Source organism: Candidatus Paceibacterota bacterium, from assembly GCA_041660505.1.
GTDB lineage: Bacteria > Patescibacteriota > Minisyncoccia > Phycocordibacterales > JACRKE01 > JBAZWG01.
The window spans coordinates 584,841-598,176 of the sequence record JBAZWG010000001.1; the positions used below are offsets into that span (position 1 = coordinate 584,841).

Here is a 13,336-nt window from a genome sequence, read left to right on the forward strand (position 1 = left end):
GGCCGTTTTTTATTACAAATATGGCAATCAACAAAGAAAAGAAGACAGAGATATTGGCGACCTTGGCAGAGATGCTTAAAGACGCCCAATCGCTCGTCTTCGTCAAATTCAAAGGCGTTAAGGTGAACGACCAGAACGCGATGCGCAAGTCGCTTCGCGAACAGGGCGTTGGCTATTACGTCGCGAAGAAGACTTTGGTCAAGCGCGCACTGCTTGATGCAAAGATAGAGGGCACCTTGCCTGAGCTCGAAGGCGAGATGGCAGTGGCCTATAGTACGGACGCAGTTGCTCCTGCAAAAGGCATCGCGGAGTTCGTCAAGAAGTTCAAGGATGTGCTTGGTGTGGCTGGCGGTATGTTGGAGGGCAGATATCTTGCCATCGCCGAAGTTGAGGCGCTCGCCAAGATTCCTTCGCGCGAACAGCTCCTCGGCAAATTGGTGAACGTCATGAACGCGCCGATTCAAGGCTTTGTCAGAACACTCAACGAAGTACCCGGATCATTTGTGCGTGTTCTTGATGGCGTGTCGAAAACTAAAAATTAAGCCGACGCTTCGGTCGGCTCTCCGTACCTCGCCAGAGGCGAGCGTCGGAGGAAATTAATCAATAAAATATTATGGAAGTTCCAGCAAAATTCGCTGACATCGTCAGCAAGATCGAAACGATGAGTGTGCTCGACCTCTCAGAGCTCGTGCACATCTTGGAAGAGAAGTTCGGTGTGACTGCCCAAGCCGCAATGATGGCCGCTCCGGCCGCAGCCGCAGCAGGTGCTCCGGCAGAAGAGAAGACTTCGTTCGACGTTGAGCTCACCTCGGCCGGCGAACAGAAAGTTGCCGTCATTAAGGCAGTTAAAGACATCCTCGGTCTTGGTTTAAAGGAAGCCAAGGACATGGTAGACGGTGCCCCGGTCATGCTCAAAGCGGGCATGAAGAAGGAGGAAGCCGAAGCCGCCAAGAAGGCGATCGAGACAGCGGGAGGTAAAGTTACTCTAAAGTAACACTCAAGTAAATTCAGCCCCACCCCTGACCCCTCCCCCAAGGAGAGGGGAAAGATAAAAGAGAAAATCCGCCTTCGGGCGGATTTTCTCTTTGAGCCAATAAGGTTTCTCCTCAGGCCAACCCAAGTCGCGCATAGAGCGACAGGACAGAGGTGAGACCTTGGTGGCTCGGTTAGGAATTTGCTACAATAACCCGTAATGATTACTTCAGATTTTGAGTTGGTAAAAGAAAAAGGTGAAGCTTTCTATAAGTCAGTTGGCGAAGTCTATTGTCCGTATCTCAAAGCAAAAGTTTCTTTCACAGCAGCAGGTCTTGAACATCTTAAATTTAAGCGTCACGAAAAGCCGCGTAATATCGAAGACCAATACATGAGATTTAAATTGCTCTCGCTTGCGCCAGAAATTCTCAAAGCATCGCATACACTACAGGGCATTCAGGAAACAAAAAAGTTTGAACGCGTTCGTATGCACGGGAGAACCGAAAGCATTTTAAAACTCGTAACTTACTATGAATTTATTGCAGTGGTCAAAAGAAATCGCGTTAGGGTTATTTTAAAACAAATAGAAAGCGGGCAGTATTTCTTTTGGAGCTTGATACCATTCTGGGGCATGAACGAAATCACAAAATCGAGGATTTTACATGATGGCGTTCCCGAAGAAGACTAAAAACAAAAAACACCACGTTTTAAGTGATGTGTTTTGTCGGCGCTTGGCTACAGCTTGAGAGCCGTGAGAGGGCGAACCCTCCAAACGCCGTACATACTATAACGCAGAGAGGCTGATTTTGATACTTGACTTAGTACAATTTATATTATATAGTTTTAGTGATCCTGTAATTATGATGGAAAGAGCGAAAGGAGTCAGGAATGAGCAGTCGAAAACTGAATTCCATTCTTCTCGTCCTGGAACGAGAGTCTGTGGCGGGAAACACCCGCAACGCCTTTACCGAAAGGTTGGAGGCGAGCGAGTTTTTGCCCCACGGGTTGCTGATGTTCATCAGCCCTGTTGTCGAAGAGGCGTGCAACAACCTCTCGGCAGAACTCGGTCGTCCGGATATCATCTCTCGCCTGAAGGCACTGCCCTCTGGCGAGGTGTCTATCGCGAAGGCCGCCGAGATGCTCGACGAGGATCTCGGCTCCGCGCGGGAATAGACCCCGATTTCATGCCGGGCCAATAGCATGAAGGAAGCCCCCGATGCGACACGTGTCGGGGGCTTTTGAATTTTCCCTGAAATCGTGTAGTATAACCAGCCTATGATAGAACTTTTGGGGACGCTATTGGGAGGCATAGACAAAGTCAAACTGATGCGGCTTTTCTTGGCTAATCCTGATTATATATTTACAGAAGGAGAAGTGGTGGCGCGTAGCCAGATCAAGATCAAGAACGCCAAGCGCGAGCTTAAGAATTTGCTCAAGATCGGCTTTATTAAAGATCGCAAGTTCTGGACAGGGGAGAAGGCAAACCGCAAGCGCGCGAATGGTCTCCAGCTCAACCCCGACTTCCAACTGTTACAGTCAGTCAAACACTTGTTATTCAATACCGAACCGTTCACGAAGAAACAGATAGTCGAACGATTCAAAGGCACTGGTCAACTCAAGCTTATTATCGTGTCAGGCGTCTTTATGAAGCTCGAAGAACGCCGAGCAGATTTACTTATTGTAGGCGATGCTCTGCGCAAAAAGGTAATCGAGAATGTTATCAGAACAATGGAGGCGGAGATAGGCCACGAGCTCACATATTCTATTTTTGAGACAGAAGAATATAAATATAGATTGGGAATGTACGATAAGCTCATCCGCGATATCCTCGACTATCCACATGATGTCGTGGTTGACAAGCTTGTAGTGTAGTATACTAGTGTCACTAGTAATTAACTATAATTATATATGTGGCAAGAATGGAGTGACACTTTGTATATGACGTTTACCGACATCGGTAACGGCGTCATACGTTTCGTTCCACGCGTGTTCGTTTCGATAATCGTGTTCATCGCCGGTTGGATAATCGGCAGCGTTTTGGGTAATTTGATTGAGCGCTTCTTTAAGTCAATCGATTTCGATAAGTTCTTGGAAGGGCTCGGTCTTAAGGATTTACTTGCCCATGCCGACATGAAGCTGAATAGCGGACGCTTCCTCGGTGAATGTGTGAAGTGGTTTGTTATCATCGTCTTCCTCGTTGCCGGCCTGAATATTTTGAGCCTTACACAGGTCAATGATTTCCTGGGTCAGGTGCTTGTTTATCTCCCTAATCTCATTGCCGCGGCGCTCATGTTGCTCTTCGGCGCAGTCATTGCGAACTTCCTCAAGAAGACCGTTGTGGCTTCAGCAAGGACGATGGGCCTCCCCTCATCCCACCTTGTCGGTGGCCTCACCAAATGGGCGGTATGGATCTTTACGATACTTGTGGCACTCTACCAGATCGGCGTCGCGTCAGCTTTGATCCACACCCTCTTCACGGGCATCATTGCAGCCTTCTCGCTCGCTATCGGCCTTGCCTTCGGTTTGGGAGGCAAAGACACAGCCGCGGACTATCTTAAAAAGCTCCGCCACGAGATCAACGAATAATAGAAACTATCTTCCAAAAAAGCCCTTAGAAATAAGGGCTTTTTTGTTGGGTATAAAATCCTTGACTTCGATAGCACTTTCCTGTAAGATGTACTCCATCCAGATATGCAAAAAATCCTCAACAAAAAACGCAGCGGTTAAGGAGATTCGCATCTGTGCGTACTCTTAAATCGCCACAAGCGATTTTTTTTGTCCCAGAGGGACAATCCGCCGGTGAGGCGGGTGAGAGATTCATCAGAACGACCCGTAACTTGAAAATTTAATTCCATCGCATCACTGGTGTTAACCAATTTTATTGGGGTCTACCATGATGAAGATGGGCAGGAAAAAGAAAGAAAAAAACAATTAAGCAAAGACGGTTTTCATATTTCCTAATAGGAAATATAAGAGCATATGGTGGATGCCTAGACTTTGAAAGGCGATGAAGGACGTAGCATGGCTGCGATAAGCTTCGGGGAGGTGCCTAGCAACCTTTGATCCGGAGATGTCCGAATGGGGAAACCTTCATGACGATGAGTCATGAGACTCGTACTAATTCTACGAGATCGCACACCCTGGGAAGTGAAACATCTCAGTACCAGGAGGAAAATAAACAAAATGTATTCGAATGTGGGATGTGGTGCGGTATAGTCCGCAGTACATCCTACATTCGTTGTATTCCCTAAGTAGCGGCGAGCGAAAAGGGAGAAGCCCAAACCGAATTTTTTCGCAAGAAAAACTTCGGTGTTATAAGGCAGTGATATAGAATTTATTCTAGTAGAGTTACAAAACAGCATAATAATCGAATCGACTGGAAAGTCGAGCCACAGAAGGTAATGGCCCTGTAGATGAAATTATGTTGTCTCTAATTACTGTTCTTGAGTACCCCGGGACATGATAAGCTTGGGGGAAGTCAGCGGCACTAACCGCTAAGGCTAAATACTTTCAAAGATCGATAGTGAACTAGTACCGTGAGGGAAAGGTGAAAAGTAGCCCGGTGAGGGCGTTGAAATAAACCTGAAACCATATGTTTACAAGGAGTCGGAGCGGATGGCGCAAGCCATGCCGCGACGGCGTGCCTATTGAAGAATGAGCCAACGAGTTTATATGTACTGCTAGGCTAATCGCGTTAACCCGCGAGGAGTCATAGGGAAACCAAGTGTTAATAGCGCGTCACCCTGTTTACAGGGGTGTAGTACATGTAAGACCCGAAGCCAGAGCGAGCTTACCATGAGCAGGGTGAACCATCGAGAAATCGATGGGGAGGCCCGAACCCGTATGTCGTACAATGCATTGGGATGACTTGTGGTAAGAAGTGAAAAGCTAATCGAGCCTGGTAATAGCTGGTTCTCTCCGAAATAGCTTTTGGGTTAGCGTCACGTGTTCCATGTGGGGGTAGAGCACTGGAAGGTCTCGACAGGTCGAAAGATCGCGAGACCTATCAAACTCCGAATACCACATGCTAAAAGCGTGGCAGTTAGACTGCGGGGGCTAAGCTCCGTTGGTCAAAAGGGGAACAGCCCAGATCTCAATCTAAGGTCCCTAAATCTACGTTAAGTGCATCACAAGGAGGTGAAGTTTCGTTGACAATGAGGAGGTTGGCTTAGAAGCAGCCACCCTTGAAAGAAAGCGTAATAGCTCACTCATCGAGAGACTTCGCGCCGAAGATAATCGGGGCTCAAACGTAGTACCGAAGGTGAGGACTTGAGGACTTCATTTTTGCAAATTCAGAAGGTTCAACCTTTTGAATGCCTAAGGTTGAACCTTGGGGCAAAAATGAAGTCCTTGAGTGGTAGGAGAGTTTTCGTGTCCGCAGTGAAGCCTAAGGGGTGACCCGTGGTGGAGCGACACGAAGTACGAATGTTGGCACAAGTAACCGCAATAGCGTTTAGAACACGCTACGCCGAAAGACTAAGGTTTCCTTCGCGATGTCAATCAGCGAAGGGTTAGTCGGTCCTAAGGGAATGACGAATGTCGGACCCGATGGAATACAGGTTAATATTCCTGTACTTTTTTGTAGTCTGATGAAATGACGAAGTGTAGTATGCATGGCGCATTATGGATTTGTGTTTGCGCATCCGCCTTGATTCCCAGGAAAATCCGGGAGTCTGTCTTTAATGACGACGGTGAAGGTGTGTGAAGATTCCGCGATTCGTCAAAGGAGATCATGCAAAGCGCGCTTCCAAGAAAAGTTTCTAAAGATAACTACAGAAAAACCGTACCGTAAACCGACACAGGTAGTCAGGTCGAGCAGACCAAGGCGAACGAGTGAGTGCATCCCAAGGAACTCGGCAAAAAAGCGGCCGTAACTTCGGAATAAGGCCTGCCCACGCAAGTGGGCTACAACAAAAGTTTCTCTGGCGACTGTTTATCAAAAACACAGCTCCCTGCGAACTCGTAAGAGGATGTATAGGGGGTGACGCCTGACCAATGCCAGAAGGTCAACCGGTGACCGTGTGCGCATCACACTGCGTGTGATGCAGTTTAAATATTTAAATATTTAAATTTGCATCGCGCTTGGCGCGATGCGTATGCTGTTCGTCGTAAGCCCTGGTGAATGTCGGCAATAACTATAATTGTCCTAAGGTTTTCGGATGGTCGCAAGACAATTCGAAAAGAATTGGGACAATTAGAGTACTGTGTAGATAAATTAGTCATAATAAGTCATTAATGCAAGTCAAAGACGATAGCGCTACCTTATCTAGCTATATGCTGTAGAGTCTGTACATTCATTTATACAGATGAGCAGCAGGGAAGTCGCCTCTACGGCGACCCCTCAGAGACTGAACGCTGGACATGAAATTCTCCTCACGGAGAAGATTATGAAGATATAGTCCGTACTCGTAAGCGATTACGAGAGTTTTGTAGAAATACAAAACCCATGTCGCAAGGCATTGGTAACATATAGAGCGCAATTCCTTGTCGGGTAAGTTCCGACGTGCACGAATGGCGTAACGACTGGAGAACTGTCTCGGGATGTTGCTCGGTGAAAATACAGTGCCGGTGAAGATGCCGGCTACCTGCAGATAGACGAAAAGACCCCAGGAGCTTTACTGTAGCTTGATATTGATTATACGTTTTGTCTGCGTAGCATAGATGGGAGGATTTGAGAGTATGATTTCGGTTGTGCTTGATCCGTCAGTGAAATACCATTCTTATGAAGTGTATAATCTAACCTGCAAGGATAAACCTTGCGGAGACAGTATCTGGTAGGCAGTTTTAGTGGGGCGCTATCCTCCTAAAGAGTAACGGAGGAGTTTATTAAGGTTGGCTAGCCGCGAATGGAAACCGTGGCGATAGTGTAATGGCACAAGCCAGCTTAACTGCAAGACGTACATGTCGAGCAGATGCGAAAGCAGAACATAGTGAACCGACCATGCGCATTAGAGGCGGTGGAAGATTATCGGACAAAAGCTACCCTGGGGATAACAGGCTGGTACTGCCCAAGCGTCCATAGCGACGGCAGTGTTCGGCACCTCGATGTCGGCTCATCTTATCCTGGGGCTGGAGAAGGTCCCAAGGGTATGGCTGTTCGCCATTTAAAAAGATACGCGAGCTGGGTTCAGACCGTATAGCACCTAAATTTAAATATTTAAATTTTGAAATATTTAAACAGTGGGTTTTATACCGTCTGAACCCTCGAGAATATGATATACAACAAACCACATCATACTGTTTACTTGAATCACGGCGGTCGTAGATAGAGATATCTATGATAGAGCTGACTTATATCGGTGGAGTCCCATGCGGATCACACCTAGGGAATTTCTAATATTTAAATATTTAAACATTTAAATTTTGGACGACCCGTAGAGACTAAACGTCAGCCATCTTCATTCATAATTTATTGTGAGAAAGATGAAGCTATAGTCCATGCCCGTAGCAATACGGTGAATACATGCGTGAGACAGGTTGGTCTCCTATCTACTGCAGGCGTTGAACATTGAGAAGATTTACTCCTAGTACGAGAGGACCGGAGTGAACTGACCGCTGGTCTACCTGTTGTCCTGCCAAGGGCACCGCAGGGTAGCTAAGTCGGGAAAGGATAATCTCTGAAAGCATCTAAGAGAGAAGCCAACTTCAAGATTAATGTTCGTTATGAGACTCGTGAGAGATGATCACGTTGATAGGTGTTCGGTGTAAGCATCGCAAGATGTTGAGCCAAGACATACTAATAAGTCCATTCCTATTAGGAAATATGGAAGTCGTCGAAACTTAAATTATTTTTTCTTTTAAAACCTGCAAATATAAAGTTGAATGTTTAGTTTTGGTGGTTTGTCGGAGGGGTCACACCTGTTCTCATTCCGAACACAGAAGTTAAGCCCTCTTGAAGCGATGGTACTCCTAACGGGGGAGAGTAGCTAGCCGCCAGAACTAATTATTTAACTTAAAATTTTCCTGACTTTATGTCGGGCTTTTGTGTTTTTATGATTTAGAGTTATACTACCTGCATATGTCTTGGTCGCTTAAACGACAACTAATCGTATTATTAATACTCTTTGTGTTCCTGGGAATGTTCGCCGGTTTGGCTTTGTTGCTTAACAAGCCAGCATTGTCGTGTTTCGACAACAAGCAGAATCAGGGCGAGGAGGGAGTAGACTGCGGCGGGCCGTGCAATAACTTTTGCCCTAATGCTGTAAACGATCCGATTGTCCGCTGGAGCCGCGTATTGCCGGTAAGAGCCCAGCAATTCGACGCAGTCGCGTATATAGAGAATCCTAACCCGACAGCGGGATTGTCTAAAGTAGACTACACCTTCCGGCTTTATGATGCCAAGAATAGCCCGATTGTCGAGCGTAAAGGGAGTACCTTTATAAACCCGGGTGAGAAATTTGCGCTCTACGAGCCAAACGTCGATGTTGGCAATGCTGTGCCCGTAAGAGCATTCCTTGAACTCAAGAAACCGAGCGAAGGTTACCCGTGGCGCAAGATTAGGGTCGCCTCGGATGCTCGTCCTAATCTTACTATCCGTTCGAAACAGTTCGACGATTCTACCGGCAATAGTGTTACTGCGTCTATGGCGAACGAGTCGCTTGCCGATGGCCATGCTATCAGGATAGTGGCAGTATTATACGACTCGAATGGTAATGTTACTGGCGCAAGTTCCACATTCGTCGATGTTATCAAGGGCGGGGCAGAGGTGCCAATCGTTTTCACTTGGCCGAATCGATTCACAGAGAATCCGGCTAACTTAGAGCTATACTTACATTACAATCAGGGGATTGTCTCGGGGAATTAAACATGCAAATAAAGGCTTTTTTGCGCGGAATTGACTGGGTATTATTCTTTGCAACATTGCCAATCGTCGGTGCGGGTATCCTGACAATGAACGCATTCACCGGCCAGAATTACTTTGCTATCCGGCAGATTATTTGGCTTCTCGCCTCCATTTTTGTTTTTTTTATTGCAACTAGGATAGACTGGCGTTTCGCCAAGCGGCCGCGAATACTTGTTGCTAGTTATCTTTTTCTAAATCTATTATTGTTGGGGCTCTTCGCCGCAGCAAAAATCAAAGGAGCCTCAAGTTGGTTTCATTTCGGTATTTTTGCCATAGAGCCGAGTGAATTCGTAAAGATCCTCCTTATCATAATTCTGGCGAAATACTTTCACCGCCGTCACATAGAAATAGCGAACTTTAAGCACATATTCATCTCCGGGCTCTATGCGGCTGTGCCACTCGTTCTCGTGCTCCTTCAGCCGGATTTCGGTTCCGCTATCATTATTCTGATAATCTGGTTCGGTATGACCATGGTCTCTGGTATATCGAAGAAGCATTTTTTTACTCTTATCGGCTCCGGAATCCTCGCTTTTTTACTTCTCTGGCTTTTCATTTTTAAACCATATCAGAAGAACAGAATTCTAAACTTCATCGACCCCCTTCGCGACGTGCGCGGATCCGGGTACAATGCATTCCAATCTCAAATTGCTGTTGGCTCGGGGCAAATACTGGGTAAAGGCGTTGGTTTCGGCACACAGTCCCGACTTAAATTCTTACCAGAATATCAGACAGATTTCATTTTTGCGGCTTTCGCAGAAGAATGGGGATTCATGGGCGTATCACTTCTTCTTATCTGCTACGGGATTATCGCCTGGCGTATTATTGCGAACGCTTTCGTTAGCGGAACCAATTTTGAGACGTTGTTCTGCGCCGGTTATGGTATTTTTATTATGGCTCATTTCGCAATAAATGCAGGAATGAACGTCGGCCTCTTGCCTGTCACCGGTATCACCTTGCCCTTTATGAGCTACGGCGGTACTCACCTGATAGTGGAGTATTTAGGTCTTGGTATGATAATGAGCATGCGTCGGTACGCCCGCGCCACTCACCGGGATAACATGAAGAATGAATTTTTGGGGATTTAACCCGCATTTGAGGTTCGACCTTTCAGATGTCCTATAAGGTCGAACCTCTGGCATGTGTTGCTATAAATTTTCAGTAGGTATAGAATTAAAGTAATGGAACGGCCCATAGTAAAAAGTCTATATAAAACAGAGGCTCTGTACGACATATCAAAGGATCTAGGCCAGGTCTTTTTCGCCTCAGCATTTCTTGGACCATTACTATCAAGCGAGGAAGGCGGGCTTACGGCGATTATGGGTCTTGTGTTTGCCATTTTGTCTTGGATATGTGCGGTGGTATTAGCAAAAAATTAGTATATGAACAACTAAATACAAATTATGACAGAATTCTACATCTTAGGAGGCATTGTGCTCATCGTTATTATTCTGTTGGGCATCCTCGCGAAGAAGAGTAATTAAATTTGCAATTTTCGTGGGGAGGGGTAGAATTAATTCATTGTAAAATAATTGCCTCTCTGGGCGCAAATTACTATGAAAAAGTATATCGCAGGTCTATTACTCACGGCTCTCGTTTTTGTGTCAGGAGCCATGCTCGCGCATGCAGCAACGTTGCTTGAGATGAAAACAAGCGTCGCTTCGATATTGGAGCAAGTTAACCTACTTCCCAGTACTACAATTGCACAACTGCAACTCAAGGTAAATTTGCTTCAAGGTGCCTTAAGTTTGCAAAAACAAATCAATGCTTTGATTACAAAAACCGCCAATTCTACTACGCCTTTCGTTCAGTTCATTTTGCCATCAAGCGGTCTATCGGGAACACATGTTACTTTCATAGGCACAGGTTTTAGTCTAAACGATCAGATACAAATACAGTCTCCTTCTTCTGGCCGCTGGATGGATTATGTAAGACCCGCTATCGAGTCTGGTATTACTATTCCGCTTGCTGACTATCCATATTTTCAGGTGTGTGATAGAACCGTTCCAACGTGCAACAGAATAATAGGTCCTGCGACACCCGGAAAGACTTTCCTTTTCCGCATTAAACGATCTTCGGACGGCGCAGTCAGTAATTCCGTTCTATTTGAAGTTACTTCAGCTATCAAAAACAGTACTTCGTATTAAGATTTGGAAATATTGCGAATCAATTTTCGTACACCGAGCGGGTTTTGGCTACCATTTTTTCTAGTGTAAATTCCTGCAGGTTGGGCGCGTCTAAGATTTCTGCGACTGCACCAACTCTGTTTGCTATAATCGGGAGGCCGGCCATTTTTGCTTCTAATAATACATACGGCAGACCCTCTTTTAATGAGGGAAGGGTAAATGTGTCGAAACCGGGCAATGCCTCGCTTGCCGGTACGAAGCCGAATAACTTCACGCGATCTTGCAGCATATATTCTGCAATCTTTTGTTCAAGATTATTGCGTTCTTCGCCTTCGCCGACTATCGCCACATACATATCTGGATTATTTCCGGCTTCTTTGACAAGAGAAATCTGATTTTTGTTTTTTGTCAGCTCGCCAATCGTGCCAGTAATTTTTACCCCCGCAGGGAAGGCTTTGCGTATTATTGCGCCCGTGCCGAATTTAATTGGTCCGATGCCGTTATAGACAAGTGAGACTTTATTTTTTGTAAATGGCCAGCGCCAGCAACTTCTCTCGTCTGCTTTGCCCACAACAATCGTATTGGTCGAGAAAAATACCGTCAGCCAACTGAAGAATTTAATAATGTGTTGCTGTGGCCACGGACGCGCTTCATTAAACGGCCAGCCGTGCGCGGTAAAAACTATTTTTGGCACTCCGGCAACTCGCGCGGCGAATGCTCCTAATCCGCCAATCTTTGAGCTATTAACATGCACGATATCCGGACGTTCTTGCCAGAATAATTTTATAAGTTGCCATAATACCGTAGCTTCTTCGGTAAAATGAATATCTCGTCCAAGCCGTTCGATTTTGTGTACCGTAACCCCTGCCTCACTTAACTTCTTAGACAGCTCGCCATCACCGCCGAGCGCCACGCTTACCTCATATTCGTTTCGTAAATTGCTGGTAGCCAGGTCATAAACGTACCTCTGGGCACCGCCCCAATTGGATTTGGTTATTAGGAATAGGAGTTTCTTTTTTCTGCTCATTGGAGTAGTATACACTATATGCAGGTATTCAACATTGGCAAGAAAATGGCCATCAAGCTGATGGCGGGGGACATCGTTTTGTTTTTCGTAGCCCTCGTTTTATCCCTCACTATCCGCAACGGCGAAGTGCCGATACTTTACACGCTTTTGCTCAATATCTACTTCTTTGTCCCCGTATTCGCCTTATGGATAGTCGGCTTCTTTATCTATAACCTCTACGGGAGGTCAACGGTTTCCGCCAAAAAGAACTTGCCCACGACCCTCTTTCAGGCGACGGCACTTAACACTCTTACCGCTGTTATCTTCTTTTACATCATTTCTGTTCAAGGTGTAACACCCAAGACGACTCTTATATTAATCTCAATCATTTCTTATCTCCTGGTGTATGCATGGAGAGTAATAATTTGGCCTCGCGTTTCTCATCGTCAGAATGAGGCAGTGCTTGTTGTGGGCAAGACGCCGGAACACGAAGAGATTTTTGATGAGTTGAATAATAATCCATCAATGCACGTTGTTGCCGCGCTCTATGAAGGAAAAAATTCTGAGGAGCTCAAAGCCGAGCTTAAGCGGGTCCACGCGAAGGTGGTGATAGTAGACATGCGAGGTTCGCACGCCGAGGCATTGTTCTCGTCATTTACTCCCGAAGAAATTCTTAAATTAAGATTCGTGAATCCTTCGTGGCTTTATGAAGAACTCTTCGGCCGGATACCTCTTTCGCACGTGACCAACACTTGGCTCTTTACCCACGTACGCTACGAGCAGAAGGTGTATGATGCGTTCAAGAGAATCATTGACGTTTTAATCTCTTTTGTTGTCGGGATCATGTCGCTCGTTTTTTACCCATTTATTATTCTGGCAATCAAACTCGAAGATGGCGGAAAGATTTTTATCAAACAAGTGCGTGTCGGACAGAGCGGCCGGTCTATTCAGATAATCAAATTTCGCAGTATGACAGGAAATGATCAGGGCAAATATGAAGGCGGGAAGAGCCAGCTGCACATAACGCGTGTCGGTTCATTTTTGCGCGCTTCGCGTCTCGACGAACTGCCCCAACTCTGGAATATTTTGATGGGCGATCTCTCTGTAATCGGTCCACGGCCGGAGCTGGTGCCTCTCGTCGAACAATACACCAAAGAGATACCGTTCTATCCAGTCCGCCACGTGATTGCCCCCGGTCTTGCTGGCTGGGCGCAGTTGCATCAGATCAACGCGGCGACAGATCCTCACCATGGTACTGCCGTTGAGGCAACCCGCGAGAAACTATCTTACGATCTATATTATCTAAAACATCGTTCACTCACGCTCGACCTTATGGTTATGCTGCGCACGGTGCAGATTCTCCTGTCTCGGCCGGGTTCATAATCGGAAAAT

At 46.2% G+C, this 13,336-nt stretch carries 11 protein-coding genes and 2 rRNA genes; 12 read left to right on the forward strand and 1 reads right to left on the reverse strand.

Features of this window, described 5'->3' with window-relative positions; all coding sequences use genetic code 11:
• Positions 1 to 20 precede the first annotated feature (20 nt).
• The 11 genes from rplJ (at position 21) to WC764_03195 (ending at position 10,959) form a co-directional block, all read left to right on the forward strand.
• Positions 21 to 542, forward strand: a complete 522-nt coding sequence (gene rplJ / locus WC764_03145) for a 50S ribosomal protein L10 (protein ID MFA6006695.1) — start codon at positions 21 to 23, stop codon at positions 540 to 542.
• A 71-nt stretch (positions 543 to 613) separates the two neighbouring features.
• Positions 614 to 994 carry a 50S ribosomal protein L7/L12 gene (gene rplL / locus WC764_03150; protein ID MFA6006696.1) on the forward strand — a complete coding sequence of 127 codons (381 nt, stop codon included), beginning with the start codon at positions 614 to 616 and terminating at the stop codon, positions 992 to 994.
• A gap of 198 nt (positions 995 to 1,192) precedes the next feature.
• Positions 1,193 to 1,660 (forward strand): hypothetical protein, encoded by a 468-nt coding sequence (locus WC764_03155; GenBank protein MFA6006697.1) that lies wholly within the window; start codon positions 1,193 to 1,195, stop codon positions 1,658 to 1,660.
• A gap of 200 nt (positions 1,661 to 1,860) precedes the next feature.
• Positions 1,861 to 2,145 (forward strand): hypothetical protein, encoded by a 285-nt coding sequence (locus WC764_03160; GenBank protein ID MFA6006698.1) that lies wholly within the window; start codon positions 1,861 to 1,863, stop codon positions 2,143 to 2,145.
• A 102-nt stretch (positions 2,146 to 2,247) separates the two neighbouring features.
• On the forward strand, positions 2,248 to 2,844 hold the full coding sequence (locus WC764_03165; protein MFA6006699.1) for a hypothetical protein: 597 nt from the start codon (positions 2,248 to 2,250) through the stop codon (positions 2,842 to 2,844).
• A gap of 36 nt (positions 2,845 to 2,880) precedes the next feature.
• Positions 2,881 to 3,558: a hypothetical protein gene (locus WC764_03170; protein MFA6006700.1), complete on the forward strand. Its 678-nt coding sequence runs from the start codon at positions 2,881 to 2,883 to the stop codon at positions 3,556 to 3,558.
• A gap of 370 nt (positions 3,559 to 3,928) precedes the next feature.
• Positions 3,929 to 7,733, forward strand: a 23S ribosomal RNA gene (locus WC764_03175).
• A 70-nt stretch (positions 7,734 to 7,803) separates the two neighbouring features.
• A 5S ribosomal RNA gene (gene rrf, locus WC764_03180) occupies positions 7,804 to 7,911 on the forward strand.
• 79 nt (positions 7,912 to 7,990) lie between these two features.
• Complete coding sequence (locus WC764_03185) at positions 7,991 to 8,776, forward strand: hypothetical protein (GenBank protein ID MFA6006701.1); 786 nt, start codon at positions 7,991 to 7,993, stop codon at positions 8,774 to 8,776.
• A 2-nt stretch (positions 8,777 to 8,778) separates the two neighbouring features.
• Entirely contained in the window at positions 8,779 to 9,900 is a 1,122-nt protein-coding gene (gene rodA, locus WC764_03190) for a rod shape-determining protein RodA (GenBank protein ID MFA6006702.1), read from the forward strand.
• A gap of 468 nt (positions 9,901 to 10,368) precedes the next feature.
• Positions 10,369 to 10,959: a hypothetical protein gene (locus tag WC764_03195; GenBank protein MFA6006703.1), complete on the forward strand. Its 591-nt coding sequence runs from the start codon at positions 10,369 to 10,371 to the stop codon at positions 10,957 to 10,959.
• A gap of 19 nt (positions 10,960 to 10,978) precedes the next feature.
• On the opposite strand, the gene WC764_03200 is transcribed toward WC764_03195, so the two are convergent.
• Positions 10,979 to 11,965, reverse strand: coding sequence for a glycosyltransferase (locus tag WC764_03200; protein MFA6006704.1), 987 nt, complete (start codon positions 11,963 to 11,965; stop codon positions 10,979 to 10,981).
• Positions 11,966 to 11,983: 18 nt separating this feature from the next.
• On the opposite strand from WC764_03200, the gene WC764_03205 reads away from it, so the two are divergent.
• Complete coding sequence (locus WC764_03205) at positions 11,984 to 13,327, forward strand: sugar transferase (GenBank protein ID MFA6006705.1); 1,344 nt, start codon at positions 11,984 to 11,986, stop codon at positions 13,325 to 13,327.
• Positions 13,328 to 13,336 lie beyond the last annotated feature (9 nt).

Excerpts from the sequence above, each read along its gene's own strand:
- rplJ (MFA6006695.1), top strand. The coding sequence starts at position 21 with ATGGCAATCAACAAAGAAAAGAAGACAGAGATATTGGCGACCTTGGCA.
- WC764_03155 (MFA6006697.1), top strand. The coding sequence starts at position 1,193 with ATGATTACTTCAGATTTTGAGTTGGTAAAAGAAAAAGGTGAAGCTTTC.
- rplL (MFA6006696.1), top strand. The coding sequence starts at position 614 with ATGGAAGTTCCAGCAAAATTCGCTGACATCGTCAGCAAGATCGAAACG.
- WC764_03170 (MFA6006700.1), top strand. The coding sequence starts at position 2,881 with ATGTGGCAAGAATGGAGTGACACTTTGTATATGACGTTTACCGACATC.
- WC764_03185 (MFA6006701.1), top strand. The coding sequence starts at position 7,991 with ATGTCTTGGTCGCTTAAACGACAACTAATCGTATTATTAATACTCTTT.
- WC764_03205 (MFA6006705.1), top strand. The coding sequence starts at position 11,984 with ATGCAGGTATTCAACATTGGCAAGAAAATGGCCATCAAGCTGATGGCG.
- WC764_03160 (MFA6006698.1), top strand. The coding sequence starts at position 1,861 with ATGAGCAGTCGAAAACTGAATTCCATTCTTCTCGTCCTGGAACGAGAG.
- WC764_03200 (MFA6006704.1), bottom strand. The coding sequence starts at position 11,965 with ATGAGCAGAAAAAAGAAACTCCTATTCCTAATAACCAAATCCAATTGG.
- WC764_03195 (MFA6006703.1), top strand. The coding sequence starts at position 10,369 with ATGAAAAAGTATATCGCAGGTCTATTACTCACGGCTCTCGTTTTTGTG.
- WC764_03165 (MFA6006699.1), top strand. The coding sequence starts at position 2,248 with ATGATAGAACTTTTGGGGACGCTATTGGGAGGCATAGACAAAGTCAAA.
- rodA (MFA6006702.1), top strand. The coding sequence starts at position 8,779 with ATGCAAATAAAGGCTTTTTTGCGCGGAATTGACTGGGTATTATTCTTT.